Here is a 15,307-nt window from a genome sequence, read left to right on the forward strand (position 1 = left end):
GCCTTTTCCATGCGCTGCTCGGTCTCCCCGGCCAGTGCCTGCAGGCCCTGGCGCTGGGGCATCTGCATCACCGGATCGAGGGCACGGATCGCGCGGTACAGGCTTGCGGCGGCCGTGGCCCCGAGCAGGGGCGCGACGATGAACAGCCACAGCTGGCCGATCGCCGCCCAGCCCGCGAACAGGGCCGGGCCGATGCTGCGGGCGGGATTGACCGAGGTGTTCGTCACCGGGATCGACACGAGGTGGATCACCACCAGTACGATGCCGATGGCGAGCCCCGCGAAGCCTACCGGCGCCTTGAGGTCGGTCGAACCCAGGATGGTGAGGACCAGAAGGCCTGTCAGTACGAACTCGGCGATGAAGGCCGCCGTCAGGTTGTAGTGCCCCGGCGAGCGCAGGTCGTAGCCGTTCGAGGCGAAGCCCGTCGCAGCGGCGTCGAAACCGGGGTGCCCCTGGGCGATTAGGTACAGGATGGCGGAGGCGACGATGGCGCCGAGGATCTGGGCGGCGACGTAGGCCGGAAGCCGCCCGGCCTCGAACTTCCCGCTCAGCGTCAGGCCGAGGGTGACGGCCGGATTCAGGTGGCATCCCGAGATCGGGCCGAGGGTGTAGACCATCGCCACCAGGACGAAGCCGAACGAGAGGGCGACGCCGGCATAGCCGATGTGGTCGCCCGCAAGCACCGCGCTTCCGCAGCCGCAGAAGACCAGGATGAAGGTGCCGACGAACTCGGCGATATACGGGCGCATCAGCGGTCTTTCCTCGTTGTGGGTCGCGGGGCGATGTCGGTTCGAGCGGTCGGCTCCCGCCTGTGCAGAAGCGTCTCGACGGCGAGCAGGATCAGGCCGACGGAGAAGGGATTGCGGCGGACGGCATCGCGGGCGGCCATGACGACGGCATCCACGACTCTGCTCCGGTCGGCCGGCGGAAAAACAGGGTCCGGCATGAAGTCGTCCTCGGTCTTGAGGCACATTCCAAGGTGCGAAGGCGTCAGCGATCGCAGCTATCCGTCATCGCCCGACCCTTAAGACTTTCGGCTACAGTCTACGATCGAACGACGTTCATAAAAAATCTTCCGAATGACTCTGCTTTGGAAGGACTCGGCTATGGAGGGACTTGGCGATGGGAGCATTTGGCTATCGTGCCTGCCGAGTAAGTGGCCAAAGTCCCGTCTTCCGCAATGATGCAGACATACCAGGCGGACGATTTTTTTGACCTAGCGCTTCGCAGGCCAATCGGCAGCCGACGCGGATGGTATCGGCAAGACTGGCGGCGCGGACATACGAGGGTCTCTAGGACACGCGCAGCATCGGCCCGCGCTTCATGGAGGCGACCGCGACGGACCTGCCCAGCGGACCGCCGGACCTGCCCTTGCACAACCGGAACCGAGCGCGCATCCCCATGGCGTGCCGCGCACGAGGACGTGGCACATCCGTGTCGCCGGTCGCAGATCCGCGACCGGACGCGATGCCGCCGGAGGGACGACCGTGACGACGCTGTACGTGAGCCATCCCTCCGCCCTCGACCATGCGATGCCCGAGGGGCATCCGGAGCGCGCGGACCGGATCCGCGCCGTCGAGCGGGCGCTGGAGGACGAGCGCTTCGCCGGCCTCGTGCGCGGCCTCGCCCCGAAGGCGGGACCGGAGGTTCCGACCCTCGTCCATCCGGTGCCCTACGTGCAGGCGATCATCGCGGCGGCGCCCCGCGAGGGCTATGTCCAGATCGATGGCGATACGCTGCTCTCGCCGGGAACCCTCGAGGCGGCGTTCCGCGGTGTCGGTGGCGCGGTGCATGCCGTCGACGCGGTGATGGCGGGCGAATGCACCAACGCGTTCGTGGCGATGCGTCCCCCCGGCCACCACGCCGAGCGCATGACCGCGATGGGCTTCTGCGTCTTCAACAACGCGGCGATCGCCGCGCGCCACGCCCGCGAGGTGCACGGGGCGACCCGCGTCGCCGTGGTCGACTGGGACGTCCACCACGGCAACGGCACCCAGGACATCTTCTGGGACGACAAGTCCGTGATGTATGCCTCGACCCACGAGATGCCGCTGTTTCCCGGCACCGGCGCGGCCTCGGAACGCGGCAACCACGACACCATCGTGAACCTGCCGCTCCACGCGGGCGACGACGGCGCCACCTTCCGCGAGGTCTTCACCGCCGGCATCCTGCGCCGCCTCGACGCCTTCGCCCCGGACCTCGTCATCATCTCGGCGGGCTTCGACGCGCACCACCTCGACCCGCTCGCCCATCTCGAACTCACCGAGGCGGATTTCGGCTGGGCGACCCGCCGGCTGATGGAGGTCGCCGACAAGCATGCGGGGGGCCGCATCGTCTCGGTGCTGGAGGGCGGCTACAGCCTGAAGGGGCTCGGGCTCTCCGTCTCCGCGCACGTGGATGCGCTGATGGGGCGGTGAGGGTGTCCCTGGTTCACAACGAGCAGACGAAGCTGACGGCGACCTGGCTCAACGGGATCGCGATCGCGTCGATCGCTGTGGGCGGCATCGCCCCGTTCGTCGCGGCGATCCTGGGCACCTCGGGGTTCGTGCCGGCTTTCGTCACGGGGGTGACTTGGTTGACGATCGGAGCGGGCCTACATTGGATGGCGAGACGGATCTTGCGGAGGTTGATCGAATGACGGGCACGGAGATCTATGCCTTCTTCATCTCGCCGCTGCTCGTCGGAGCCGTGTGCCTGCTGATGATCTGGCTGACCGGCCGCGAGGATCGGCGCAACGCGCCGAAGCCCTGACCGGCTCGCCTCACCCCTCCAGCCGCTCGTCCCCCAGGAACTCGATCCCGAAGCCCGACAGGCCGACATAGGCCCGCGACGAGGTCGCGAGGTTGCGGATCGAACTGATGCCGAGGTCGCGCAGGATCTGCGCGCCGAGGCCGACCTCGCGCCACTGCGCCACGCGCTGGGCCTCCGAGCCCTCCTCCGGGAAGGGCTTGAGCGGCACGCCGGCCGTCCCGTCGCGCAGGTAGACCAGCACCCCCCGGCCTTCCTCGGCGAAGCGGCGCATCACCGCCTCGATCTGGCGCCCGCCCTCGATGACGTCGGCCACCACGTTGGACCGGTGCAGCCGCACAAGCACGTCGGTGCCGTCGCCAATGCGGCCATGCACGAAGGCGAATTGCTGCACGGTCTCGAACGGCGTGGTGTAGGCGTAGCCCGTCATCTCGCCGAACTCGGTCTTGACCGGGAAGCTGCCGACCCGCTCGACCAGCGTTTCGCGGGCCTGCCGGTAGGCGATGAGATCGGCCACCGAGACGCGCTTCAGGTTGTGCAGCTCCGCAAAGGCCGTGATCTGCGGCCCCTTCATCACGGTACCGTCGTCGTTGGCGAGCTCGCAGATGACGCCCACCGGGGGGAGGCCCGCGAGCTTGCACAGGTCGACCGCCGCCTCCGTGTGGCCGGAGCGCATGAGCACGCCGCCATCCTTGGCGATCAGGGGGAAGACGTGGCCGGGCCGGACGAAATCGTCCTCGCCCATGTTGCCGTTGGCCAGTGCCCGGACGGTGTTGCAGCGCTGCTCGGCGGAGATGCCGGTGGTCAGCCCGTGCTTCACGTCCACCGTGACGGTGAAGGCGGTGCCGAGCGGCGCGTCGTTGGAGGCCACCATCGGGTCGAGGCGCAGGCGCCGGGCCTCCGCGCGGGTCAGGGGCGCGCAGACGATGCCGCAGGTGTTGCGGACGATGAAGGCCATCTTCTCCGGCGTGCAGAGCGAGGCGGCGACGACGAGGTCGCCCTCGTTCTCGCGGTCGTCGTCATCGGTGACGACGACGATCTCGCCGCGGGCGTAGGCCTCGATGGCCTGCGTGACATGGGTGTGTGGCACTGGACGTCTCTGGGATGAGCGGCTCGGGAAGCGACGGGCGCGCGTGGGTTCAGACCCGCGCGCCGACCTGCCCCCGATGGCGCAGATAGTGATCGGCGAGCACGCACGCCATCATGGCCTCGGCCACCGGCACGGCGCGGATGCCGACGCAGGGGTCGTGGCGGCCCTTGGTGACGAGGTCGACGTCGCGGTTGTCGCGCGTCACGCTCATGCGGGGCGTGAGGATGGACGAGGTCGGCTTCACGGCGAATCGGCAGACGATGGGCTGGCCGGTGGAGATGCCGCCGAGCACGCCGCCGGCGTGATTGGCGAGGAAGGTCGGGCCCTCGGCGTTGCCGGAGCGCATCTCGTCGGCGTTCTCCTCGCCGCGCAAAGCGGCGGAGGCGAAGCCGTCGCCGATTTCGACGCCCTTGACCGCGTTGATCGACATCATCGCGGCGGCGAGGTCCGCGTCGAGCTTGCCGTAGATCGGCGCGCCGAGGCCGGGGGGCACGCCCTCCGCCACCACCTCGATCACCGCCCCCACCGACGAGCCGCTCTTTCGGATTTCGTCGAGGTAGGTTTCGTAGAACGTCGCGCTCTCGGGGTCGGGGCAGAAGAACGGGTTGGCGTTCACGGCCTCCCAATCCCAGCGCGACCGATCGACCGCGTGCGGCCCCATCTGCACCAGGGCGGCGCGGATGATCACGCCTTCGGGAAGGACCTTGCGGGCCACCGCCCCGGCGGCGACCCGGGCGGCGGTCTCGCGGGCCGAGGAGCGCCCGCCGCCGCGATAATCGCGGATGCCGTACTTGGCCTCGTAGGCGTAATCGGCGTGGCCCGGCCGGTAGCTGTCGCGGATCTCGGAATAATCCTTCGAGCGCTGGTCGGTGTTCTCGATCTCCAGCGCGATCGGCGTGCCGGTGGTGAGCTGGACGCCCCCCGTGCGGTCGTCGGCGAACACCCCCGACAGGATGCGCACGCTGTCGGGTTCGCGCCGCTGCGTGGTGAAGCGCGACTGGCCGGGCTTACGCCGGTCGAGTTCCGCCTGGATGTCCTCGGCCGAGAGGGCGAGCCCGGGCGGGCATCCGTCGACGACGCAGCCGAGGGCCACCCCGTGGCTTTCGCCGAAGGTGGTGACGCGAAAAAGGTGACCGAACGTGTTGTGCGACATGGCGCCTCCGCTCTAGCGCGGGTTGGCCCGGAGGGCCAGCGCGGGCGCATGCCGCGCCCGGAGCGCGCTCGTGCGCCAGGACACGCCGCGTCCCTCAGGCATCGGGCCGGGCCAGGACGCCGCCGGTGGTCGGTTCGCGGACCCCCGTGGTCGACGGGAACGTGATGGGCAGGCCCTTCAGGGAGCGCACGGCCAGATGCGCGAAGGCCTGCGCTTCGAGGTAGGCCGAGGACCAGCCGATGGCGTCGGCGGTCGTGATCTCCGCGCGCAGGTGGTAGTTCAGCAGCCGCACGAGTTCGCCGTTGCGGGCTCCGCCCCCAGCCACGATCCAGCGCGCCGGAATCTCGGGGGCGTGGTCCAGGGCGCGGGCCACCGCGCGGGCCGTGAAGGCGGTGAGCGTCGCCGCTCCGTCCTCGGTGGAGAGCTGGCCCGCGAGCTTGTGCGAGAACCAGTTGCGATCCAGCGACTTCGGTGGGCGACGCGCGAAGAACGGGTGGATCAGCAGCCAGGCCAGGAGCGGCTCGTCCGGGCGCCCGCGCGCGGCGGTGCGCCCGCCATCGTCGAGGGGGCGGCCGGTGCGCTCGCGCATCCAGTCGTCGATGAGCGCGTTGCCGGGCCCCGTGTCGAAGGCGATGACGTCGCCGTTGGCCGAGATGATGGTGGCGTTGGCGACCCCGCCGATGTTCAGGATGCCGAGCGCCCCCTCGAAGCCCGACGCGCGCGCGAGCGCCTGGTGGAACACCGGCACCAGTGGCGCGCCCTGCCCGCCGGCCAGCACGTCGGCGTGGCGCAGGTCCGAGACCACGGCGATGCCGAGGCGGCGGGCCAGGGCCGCGCCGTCGCCGATCTGAACGCTCATGCGCTGGTCCGGCCGGTGAACCACCGTCTGTCCGTGGAAGCCGATCACGTCGATGTCGGCCGGCGACAGCCCGTTGTCGGCGAGAAAGCTCTCCACCGCCTCCGCATGGGCCTGCGTGACGAAATCCTCGGCCTGCGCGAGGCAGCCCGGCCGGTCCTCGCGGGCGCTGACGCCTTCGGAATCGATCAGCGCCTGGCGCAGCAGCGCGCGGTCCTCGTCGGTGTAGCCGCGATAGCCCGTGGGCCCGAGGGGCTCGAGATAGCCGTTGTGGCTCTGGACCACCCGCACGGTCTCGCCGTCGGTCTCGATCAGGGCGACGTCGACGCCGTCGAGGGACGTGCCGCTCATCAATCCGATCGCGCGCATCATCGTCATGCCGTGCCGCCCCCGTGCCTTTCGGTGCGCGGGATGCTACGAGCCGCCACCGATGCGATTGTGTTCCGCGAGCTAGCACGCGGGCGCGGCCCTTGTCCCGCAAGGCGCCCTGCCCGCCGGCCCGCCAGACGAGACGGCTTTGCCCTCCATGTCCGCCCAGACCGACGAGACTGCCCCCGCCACCGCGCCCGCCCTGGCGTCGGACTTCCTGCGCATCCTGCAGGAGCGCGGCTTCATCCATCAATGCTCGGATCTTAGCGGGCTCGACGCGGCGCTAAAGGGCGACCGGATCACCGCCTATATCGGGTTCGACTGTACCGCCGCCTCGCTGCATGTGGGCTCGCTGGTGCAGATCATGATGCTGCACTGGCTCCAGGCCAGCGGCCATCGGCCGATCGTGCTCATGGGGGGCGGCACCACCCGCATCGGCGATCCGACGGGCCGCGACGAGGGCCGCAAGGTGCTCAGCGCCGCCGACATCGAGACCAACAAGGCCGGCATCGCGCAGGTCTTCGCCAAGTTCCTGACCTTCGGGGACGATGCCGCCCTGATGGTCGACAACGCCGAGTGGCTGTCGAACATCAACTACCTCGACTTCCTGCGGGATGTCGGGCGCCACTTTTCGATCAACCGGATGATGTCGTTCGACAGCGTGCGCCTGCGCCTGGAGCGGGAGCAGGAGCTCTCGTTCCTCGAATTCAACTACATGCTGCTGCAGGCCTACGACTACGTCGAGCTCAACCGGCGCTACGACGTCACCCTGCAGATGGGCGGCTCCGACCAGTGGGGCAACATCGTCAACGGCCTCGACCTCGGCCGCCGCATGGGCACGAAGCAGCTCTTCGCCCTGACCACGCCGCTGCTGACCACGGCGTCCGGCACCAAGATGGGCAAGACCGCCGCTGGCGCGATCTGGCTCAACGCCGAGATGCTGAGCCCCTACGATTACTGGCAGTTCTGGCGCAACACGGAGGACGCCGATGTCGGCCGCTTCCTCAAGCTGTTCACGCTGCTTCCGATGGACGAGATCGCCCGGCTCGAATCCCTGGCCGGCGCCGAGATCAACGAGGCCAAGAAGGTGCTTGCGACGCAAGCCACCGCCCTGATGCACGGCCGCGAGGCGGCCGAGGCCGCCGCCGAGACTGCGCGGAAGACCTTCGTGGAGGGCACGGTGGCGCAGGACCTGCCGAGCATCACGGTCTCGGCCGACCTGCTCGAGGACGGCCTCGGCGTGCTCTCGGCCTTCGGCCCCGATTACGCCAAGCTCCTGCCCTCCACCAGCGAAGGGCGCCGCCAGATTAAGAGCGGGGGCCTGCGCGTCAACGACGTGGCGATCACCGACGAGCGGATGGTGCTGCGCACGACCGATCTCACGGCGGACGGGGTGATCAAGCTGTCGTTCGGGCGCAAGAAGCACGTTCTGGTGCGGGTCGGCTGACGGGCCGCTCTCACGACCGCGCCTCCTACGGGAGGGGCGCCGTGGCTCGGTTCAGCGTTCCGTCTCGCCGACCGGTGCGGCGCCCACCACCCCGTCGTTTCCGCCGCCCGCGCTGAAGAGCTTGCGCAGGATGCCGGGGGCGAGCGCCGAGAGCGGGTTCACGCTGACGTCGGGCTTCGAGAGCCGGCCGGCCACGCGAAAGTTCAGGGCGAACAGGCCCTCGTTGCGCCCGCCGCCGAGCAATTGCCCGAGGATCGGCAGTTGCGAGACGACGTTGTTCAGGCCGTAGAGCGGCACGAAGGTGCCGTTGATGTCGGCGCGCTCCTTAGCCGTGTCCAGGAAGCCGTTCATCGTGAAGCCCATGGCGGCGTTTGAGATGGAGGCATCGCTGATATCGATGCGGCTCCCCGTGCGGGTGAAGATGGCCCGCAGGCGGTCGAATTCGACGTCGTTGCCGGCATTCTGCACCACGACCTTCCGGCCCTTGGCATCCGTGACCTCGCTCGTCGCCGGCCCCTGGGCGACGATGCTCGACAGCGCGGGCTCGTTGCGCAGGGCGAAGTTGCGGATCTGCACCGAGCCCGCCTGGGGGCCGTCGTTCAGCGCGCTCGTCATGATGAGCTTGCCGCCGTACATGCGCTTGTAGATGTCGGCGAACCGCAGGGTGGACCCGGCGTCCTGGGTCTCGATGGTGATGCCAGGGCCTCCGCGCTCCCCGTGCGTCACCTGGGCGTTGAAGCTCGCGCCCGTGAACTTGCCCTGCAGGCGGCCGCTGCGGATGTCGCGCCCGCGCAGGCTGACCTTCGCGCTGGCATTGGTCAGGGCCTCGCCGTTGAAGCCCGTGAGGATGCCGAGGCTGACGTCGGCCTCGATGTCCTTCGGGCTCGAATCGCGCGCCCCCTTGCCCTCCGGCCCCGTGAGGCCGCGCAGGAACGGCCGCGCATCCGCGACCGCGCCCTTCACCGTCAGGCGGTAGCCGTTGCCGTTGCGCTCGGCCTGAACGCGCATGTCGTCGCCCGCCGAGAGCTTGAGGCTGGTCAGGTCGGCGCGCTCGAAGCCGCCCTCGCCGTTCAGGCTGGCGCTGCCGCGCACCACCACCGGCGCGGCGTCCAGGGTGAGGTCGCGCAGGTCGAGCCCGCCATTCGCGCCGTCGACCAGGGTGAAGCTCATGCGCCCGGGCTTGCCGGCGGCCTTCGAGACGCCCGGTAGCAGGCCCTCGCTCGCCGCCCGGGCGAGATCCGCCTCGACGCGGATCGGCGGTTTGCCGCCGCTCGCGCGGCCGATGGGCACGTTGATGCGAACGGGAATCGTGCCCGACAACTGGGGCGCCACCGGCAGGCCCTTGCGGGCCCGCAGGGCCTCGTCGACGGCGAGCGCGACGTTGACCTCGCCGGGCTGCCCGGCCTTCGGCTGGCGCAGGTCCAGCGTGAGGGCCGAGCCCATCACCCGGCCGTCGCCCTTCATGACGAAGGCGCCCCGGTCGTAGGAGACCGTGAAGCGTCCTGCCTCCAGGCGTTCCTTTCCGAAGGCCTTGTCCACGGCGATGTCCGAGAGCGACCCGGAAATCGTCACCGGCAGGTCGGGCAGGTCGGGGATGTGCTTCAGGTTGAGCGGGAAATCGATGCGCAGGTCGGCATTGCCCTTCACCGTCGCGGGGTCGATGTCGACGCCGGTCAGGCTCTTGAACATCTTCGTCTGGAGCAGCGAGACCAGGGCGTCGGCGCCCCCGCCGAGGCGCAGGCCGATCTGCGCCGTGACGTTGTCCGGAGTGATCTTCGGGATGACGAAGGAGCCGTCCGCGATCGCCAGGGTCCGGTTGTCCGGCATCCGCAGGTCGGCGGTGACGTTACGGATGGTGGTGGTCTGGCCCGTGATGGTGCCCGTGACCCGCCCGCGCGTCAGGGGCGGCGCATCGGGCGCCACCGTCAGCGCCGCGTCCGAGACCGCGAAGTCGATGTGGACCGCGTTGTCGGGCATCGGCTCGCCGCGCGTCGCCGCGGCGAGTTCGGTCCCGCTCATGTCCACGGTGATGTCGACGCCCGTGACCTTGCCGCCGCGCAGGTTGTCCACGAGGTAGTTGCGGGCGGGCGGCGCCACGTGTTCCGGCCAGAGGCGCAGCGCCATGCGCGCCTCGGTGTCGGCGGCGACGATGCGCAGGGTCAGGCCGTCGTCGTCGGCGTTCGTGCCGAGCGTCCCGGTGATCCGCCCGTTCGCGGGGCCCGCCTTGACGGTGAAGTCGTCGATGACGACGCCGCCGGCCTTGCCGGTGAGGTGGGCCGAGACCGTATCGAGGGTGACCGGCTTGTCGGCGGGGTTGGCGCCGCGCAGCACCGCGTCTTTCCCCGCGAGCACCAGCGTCCAGGCGGAATCCGCGCCCGCCGGCGCCGAGGTCCAGGCACCGGTGAGATGGACCGCGTTTCCCGCGCCCCGATAGTCGAGGGCGTCGAGGTTCATCGCGCGGGTGGCCTCGTCCCAGCTCACCTCGGCGCTGAGGCTGTCGATGGTGACGGGGTTGAAATCCTTCTCCTCGACCAGGAAATTCCCGCCGCCGGTGCGGATCTCGGCCTTCATGGTCTCGATGCGCCCCGCATCGATGGCGACGTCGGCCTTGGCGGAGAGCTTCAGGTCGGTCTCCACCGGCAGCTTGGACTGGCCGGAGAGCAGCAGGAGATCGTTGATCGGCAGGTCGTCGAGGGTGATCGTGCCGGTGCGGCGGGTGCCGCCCGCCTCGTGCAGGTCGCCCCCGAAGCGCCACTCGCCGTGTGGACCGTCGATGCGCAGTTCGAACACGCGGGCATCGCGCACCGCATCGCGACGGAACAGGCCGTTGACGTGCTCGAACACCGCCCGCTGGCGCGCGTCGTCGTCGATCAGGGTGAGGCGCCCGTTGGTGATCCGGGCCCGGTCGAGGGCGCCGACGATGCCGGCGGAATCGAGCACCACGCCGAAGATCGATCCCACGGCGGCGGAGATCGGCGAGACGCGGCCCAGCGCCGCGTCGACGCTCGGGAGCGTATGGGGCTCGACGGCGCCGGGCTGCACCGCGTCGGAGGCCGCGAAGGCGATGCTGCCGTCGCGGTGGACGAGGGCCGTCATCTGCAGGTCGCGGAACTCGATGGCGCGGGGCTGCACCGAGAGCCGGAGGAGGTTCCAGGTGTCGAGGCTGACCAGCGCGTGCGGCGCGCGCACCACCAGCGCGCCCTCGGGGTTGCGGATATCGAGGCCCGAGACCCGCAGCGCCAGGGATTGCTCGGAATCGAGCTCGACGGCGCTGTCGCTGAGCGCGACCCGCCAGCCCGGGCCGATGCTGGCGGCGATGGCGGAGGCCACCCGCTCGGACATGCCGTCGATGCGCAGCGGACCCATGGACAGGCGGGCGACGAGGCCCCCGACGGCGAGCACGAACACGACGAGGACGGCCGCCACCAGCCAGAGCAGCGGGCGCCGCCGCCCGGCCGACCGCGCGGGTCGCGAACCTGTGGCCGTTTCCTGGTCCATCAATCCTTGTGCCGCTGGATCGGAACGTCCCCTCGGGCTATCGAGCGGCTGTCCTACGGGTTTCAGCTATCGACGCCGGTCGTTCGCCTCGGGCTGCCGGCTCCGCCTCGACGCAACTCTATTGGCACACCATCAATCGGCCGAAAGGAAGGCGATGCCCCTCGATACCGGAGATCTGGCGCCCGCGTTCACCCTGGCGGGTGCCGGCGGTGAAACAATCAGCTTGGAGGGCCTCAAGGGCCGCAAGGCCGTCCTCTACTTCTATCCCAAGGATGACACGAGCGGTTGTACCCTGGAGGCGCAGGGCTTCAACGCCCTGGCATCCGAGTTCGCGGCGGCTGACGCCATCGTGATCGGGATCTCGCCGGATTCGGTGAAGAGCCACGACAAGTTCCGGGCGAAGTACGGCCTCACCTTTCCGCTCGGCTCCGACGAGGGCAAGGCCATGCTGGAGGCCTACGGGGTCTGGGCCGAGAAGAGCATGTACGGCCGCAAGTACATGGGCGTGGAGCGCACCACGATGCTCATCGACCGCGAGGGACGCATCGCGCGGATCTGGCCCAAGGTGAAGGTGCCGGGGCACGCGGAGGAGGTGCTCGCCGCCGCGCGGGCTCTGGCCTAGGCGCGCGGACCCGGCTCGGGGCTCGGGGTGCCTTGGCGGTTCATTAACCGTGATTCGTGCAGGGTGGGTGCGTGGATCAGGTCACGCGTCCCATGCCAACTCCCCATCGTCCCCAGGCCCACAAGGCCACCCGCCCCACCGTCCCAGAGGTCTCTCGCTCGCCCCTGCGGCAGCGCCTGCTCGCCGGCGCGCTCGCGCTGGCGACACTCTGGGCCGGCGGGGCGACCTACTACCTCGTCTTCCACGACGAGGTCCTGGCGCGCTTCGTCTCGCAACAGAGCGCGATCCAGTACGATTACGAGGAGCGGATCGGCGCCCTGCGCCTGCAGCTCGACCGCGCCGCCACGGAACAGGCCGCGGCACGCGACGGCATCGCCCAGCGCATGGCCGAACTCGGCCGCCGCCAGGCCGCGATGGAAGCCCGCCAAGCGCTCCTCGCCACCCTGACGGGCGAATCCGGAGCGCTGCCGGCGCCGACGCCGACGTCCGAGGAGGCGCCAGCCGCCGAGACGCCGACCCGCGCCCTCGGCGCAAAGCCCTTCCCCACCCCATTCCCCACTCAAGACGCTCTCGAACTGCGCACCCGCGACGAGGCCCTGCCCGGCCGCCAATCGGCGCGTCTCGTCGAGACCCGCGTGGCGGCGCTGGAACGGCGCCTCGACGGCCTCGCGGAGGCGCAGACCCGTCTCCTCGACGGCATCGGCCTTCGCGCGGGTCGCGGCGTGCAGCGCCTGCGCGGCCTCGTCGCCCGCCTCGGCCTCGATCCCACGCGCTTCGAGCGGAGCCGGGAACCCGGCATCGGCGGCCCCCTCGTGCCCCTGAGCAGTGACGCCTTCGGCTTCGCGCTCCTGCAGACGCAGCGTTCTATCGCCGAGGAGACGCGGCTGCGGCACATGGCCGGGACGCTGCCCCTGCGGCGGCCCCTCTCCGGCACCATGAGCCTGTCGAGCAATTTCGGCGCCCGCCTCGATCCGTTCACGCGCGGCTACGCCATGCATACGGGCATGGACATGCGGGCGGAGACCGGCGAACCGGCCCGCGCCACGGCCGCCGGCCGGGTCACGCTCGCCGATTACAGCGGCGGCTACGGGAACATGGTCGAGGTCGATCACGGCCACGGGCTCGTCACCCGCTATGCCCATCTCTCGGCCTTCGACGTCTCGGCCGGCCAATGGGTCGAGGCCGGCGCCATCGTGGGCCGCGTCGGATCGACGGGCCGCTCGACGGGCAGCCACCTGCACTACGAGACCCGGATCGACGGCGAACCCGTCGACCCCATGCGCTTCCTGCGGGCCGCCGACGCGCTCTAGGCGCCTCGGCGATTCCGACTCTACTCGATGTCCTCGACGACGTCGGCGCCGCCATAGACGCGCTGCGCCAGGGAGGCTTCCATGAACGGGTCGAGGGCGCCGTCGAGCACCGCGTCCGGATCGGTGGACTGGGTGCCCGTGCGCAGGTCCTTCACCAGCTGGTACGGCTGCAGCACGTAGCTTCGGATCTGGTGACCCCAGCCGATGTCGGTCTTCGCGGCGGCCTCGGCGCTGGCCTTCTCTTCCCGCTTCTTCAGCTCGGCCTCGTACATGCGGGCGCGCAGCATGTTCCAGGCGGTGGCCCGGTTCTTGTGCTGCGAGCGCTCCTGCTGGCAGGCCACCACGATCCCCGTGGGAATGTGGGTGATGCGCACGGCCGAATCGGTGGTGTTGACGTGCTGGCCGCCGGCACCCGACGAGCGGTAGGTGTCGATCCGGCAGTCGGATTCCTTGATCTCGATCTCGATCCGGTCGTCGATCACCGGATAGACCCAGACGCTGGCGAAGCTCGTGTGCCGCCGGGCGCTCGAATCGTAGGGCGAGATCCGGACCAGCCGGTGCACGCCGGATTCGGTCTTGAGCCAGCCATAGGCGTTATGGCCCTTGATCAGGAGCGTGGCGCCCTTGATGCCGGCCTCGTCGCCGTTCGACCACTCGACGATCTCGACCTTGTACTTCCGGCGCTCGGCCCAGCGGCCATACATGCGCTGGAGCATGTTGGCCCAGTCCTGGCTCTCGGTGCCACCGGCGCCCGAATGGACTTCCAGATAGGTGTCGAAGCCGTCGGCCTCGCCGGAGAGCAGCGTCTCGATCTGGCGGCGCGCGGCCTCCTTCTCGACGGCGCGCACGCCCGCCTCGCCCTCCTGGATGGTGGCCTCGTCGCCCTCCATCTCACCGAGTTCGATGAGCGTGTGGGAATCCTCGAGGTCCTGGCTCAGCTTGCGGATCGCGCCGACGGCGTCGTCGAGCTGCGTGCGCTCGCGCATCACCTTCTGGGCCGCGTCGGCGTCGTTCCAGAGCTCGGGGTTCTCGGACGCCGCGTTCAGTTCCGCGAGGCGTTTTTCGACGGTATGCCAGTCAAAGATGCCTCCTCAGCAGTCCGATCGACTGCTTGGCGGCATCCGAGAGTTGTTCGATCTCGGCGCGCATCTGGTGTTTCGGGCTCGTGTGTGGGGATCTGTGGGACGGGGTGATACCGGCCAGCCCGGACGGTGTAAACGGCTGGCGCCCGCTGCCTTGCGCCGCCATACCGAACGCGCGGGGCTTCCGGCATCCCGTGCCGCGGCCTCAGCCGCGCATGACAGCGTTCGACCGAAAACACCCGGTTCGTCCTCACGCCGCGACGCGAGGCCTTTTGCCTTGGGCGTGGTTCAGCGGGAAACGAGCGTCCTACTGGATCGCCGGACGCACGAAATCCTGCGGGCCGATCCGGGCCGGGGCGAGGACGAATTCGCGCGGGCGATGACGCTTGTTCAGCGGGCCTTCCGTGACGCCGTCGCTGTAATAATCGGTCCCGGTCAGGCCGAAGCCGCCGCCGTTCATCACGTGCGGCACCGGCACGGCACGCGGATCATCCGGGATCGGGCGGCCGCTGCTCGGGCTGGTCGGCAGCACCACGGGGCCGTGGGCGCCGAGATAGAGCATCTGCGCGCTCGCCGTGGAGACGATCCCGAATCCGAGAAGGCCGGCGGCGAGGGCGATTCGCAAAGTCAGCAGCACGAAGGAACTCCGGCGGGCAGCCTGGGTCGGTAATGACGCGCCCGGTGCGACCATGGCCGAACACGGCCGTGATGTCCGTGTCCGAAGTGCCGCAATCGCCGGGTAAGCGCGCGCTGTCCCCGGTCCACTTGAGTTACACTTGAGTCTTGGAACGACGCGCCCGGCCTCAGCCCTTCGCGCGCACCACCACGGTGGGCTCGCGCAGGAGCGGCTCGCAGGTGGTGTAGAACCCGTTCAGCACGGTCGGGCGCGAATCGCAGGCGTAGCCGACACCCGGCGCGGGCGCGGGCACCGGGTCGCGGGCGACGATGGGCTTGGGCGCGCAGGCACCGGCGGCTCCGGTCAGCGCCAGCGCGACGGCAAGGGTCAAACGACGCATACGATCCTCGGAACTCGACGTAGCGGCCGCATGTCGAGGCGCGGCGCCGCACGACCCTGCGGACGGCGCGCCGCCCTGACAAGCACATCGGGCCGATCCGGGCCGCTTTGCCGGAG

At 69.9% G+C, this 15,307-nt stretch carries 13 protein-coding genes; 4 read left to right on the forward strand and 9 right to left on the reverse strand.

All coding sequences use genetic code 11. From position 1 onward, the window contains the following. Both aqpZ and JWQ05_RS15875 read right to left on the reverse strand, forming a co-directional pair. Window positions 1–749, reverse strand: a 749-nt coding sequence (gene aqpZ, locus JWQ05_RS15870; protein WP_299660218.1) for an aquaporin Z, incomplete at its 3' end; no start/stop codon positions are given. Then, window positions 749–904, reverse strand: coding sequence for a hypothetical protein (locus tag JWQ05_RS15875; RefSeq protein WP_299660221.1), 156 nt, complete (start codon window positions 902–904; stop codon window positions 749–751). The genes aqpZ and JWQ05_RS15875, both read right to left, overlap by 1 nt. A 583-nt stretch (window positions 905–1,487) precedes the next feature. Here JWQ05_RS15875 and JWQ05_RS15880 point away from each other — a divergent pair. Next, window positions 1,488–2,417, forward strand: a complete 930-nt coding sequence (locus JWQ05_RS15880) for a histone deacetylase family protein (protein WP_299660224.1) — start codon at window positions 1,488–1,490, stop codon at window positions 2,415–2,417. Between the two features lie 344 nt (window positions 2,418–2,761). Here the strand turns inward: JWQ05_RS15880 and ribB are convergent, their stop codons facing one another. The 3 genes from ribB to JWQ05_RS15895 all read right to left on the reverse strand — a co-directional run bounded on the left by ribB (window position 2,762) and on the right by JWQ05_RS15895 (window position 6,225). After that, entirely contained in the window at window positions 2,762–3,838 is a 1,077-nt protein-coding gene (gene ribB, locus JWQ05_RS15885; protein WP_299660227.1) for a 3,4-dihydroxy-2-butanone-4-phosphate synthase, read from the reverse strand. Between the two features lie 49 nt (window positions 3,839–3,887). Beyond that, entirely contained in the window at window positions 3,888–4,991 is a 1,104-nt protein-coding gene (gene aroC / locus JWQ05_RS15890) for a chorismate synthase (RefSeq protein ID WP_299660230.1), read from the reverse strand. A gap of 94 nt (window positions 4,992–5,085) precedes the next feature. Then, window positions 5,086–6,225, reverse strand: coding sequence for an anhydro-N-acetylmuramic acid kinase (locus JWQ05_RS15895; RefSeq protein WP_299660233.1), 1,140 nt, complete (start codon window positions 6,223–6,225; stop codon window positions 5,086–5,088). A gap of 148 nt (window positions 6,226–6,373) precedes the next feature. Between JWQ05_RS15895 and tyrS the strand changes: the two genes are divergently transcribed. Next, a complete protein-coding gene (gene tyrS, locus JWQ05_RS15900) occupies window positions 6,374–7,663 on the forward strand; it encodes a tyrosine--tRNA ligase (RefSeq protein ID WP_299660236.1) in 1,290 nt (429 codons plus the stop codon). A gap of 51 nt (window positions 7,664–7,714) precedes the next feature. Here tyrS and JWQ05_RS15905 read toward each other — a convergent pair whose 3' ends face one another. Continuing rightward, window positions 7,715–11,161, reverse strand: coding sequence for a DUF3971 domain-containing protein (locus JWQ05_RS15905; RefSeq protein WP_299660239.1), 3,447 nt, complete (start codon window positions 11,159–11,161; stop codon window positions 7,715–7,717). A 154-nt stretch (window positions 11,162–11,315) separates the two neighbouring features. Between JWQ05_RS15905 and JWQ05_RS15910 the strand changes: the two genes are divergently transcribed. Together JWQ05_RS15910 and JWQ05_RS15915 are read left to right on the forward strand one after the other, a co-directional pair. Continuing rightward, window positions 11,316–11,783, forward strand: coding sequence for a peroxiredoxin (locus JWQ05_RS15910; RefSeq protein WP_299660241.1), 468 nt, complete (start codon window positions 11,316–11,318; stop codon window positions 11,781–11,783). Between the two features lie 92 nt (window positions 11,784–11,875). Beyond that, window positions 11,876–13,093, forward strand: coding sequence for a M23 family metallopeptidase (locus tag JWQ05_RS15915; RefSeq protein ID WP_299660243.1), 1,218 nt, complete (start codon window positions 11,876–11,878; stop codon window positions 13,091–13,093). A gap of 20 nt (window positions 13,094–13,113) precedes the next feature. Here JWQ05_RS15915 and prfB read toward each other — a convergent pair. From prfB to JWQ05_RS15930, 3 genes are all read right to left on the reverse strand, one after another. Then, window positions 13,114–14,242 (reverse strand): peptide chain release factor 2 gene (prfB, locus tag JWQ05_RS15920; RefSeq protein ID WP_299660246.1). Its coding sequence is split into 2 segments (ribosomal slippage): window positions 13,114–14,172 and window positions 14,174–14,242, totalling 1,128 coding nucleotides; the frame shifts between segments, so codons are not numbered across the junction. Between the two features lie 240 nt (window positions 14,243–14,482). Then, on the reverse strand, window positions 14,483–14,812 hold the full coding sequence (locus tag JWQ05_RS15925; RefSeq protein WP_299660247.1) for a hypothetical protein: 330 nt from the start codon (window positions 14,810–14,812) through the stop codon (window positions 14,483–14,485). A 166-nt stretch (window positions 14,813–14,978) separates the two neighbouring features. Beyond that, entirely contained in the window at window positions 14,979–15,191 is a 213-nt protein-coding gene (locus JWQ05_RS15930) for a hypothetical protein (RefSeq protein WP_299660248.1), read from the reverse strand. Between the last annotated feature and the right edge of the window lie 116 nt (window positions 15,192–15,307).

The sequence above is a fragment of the Methylobacterium sp. genome (assembly GCF_028290105.1).
GTDB lineage: Bacteria > Pseudomonadota > Alphaproteobacteria > Rhizobiales > Beijerinckiaceae > Methylobacterium.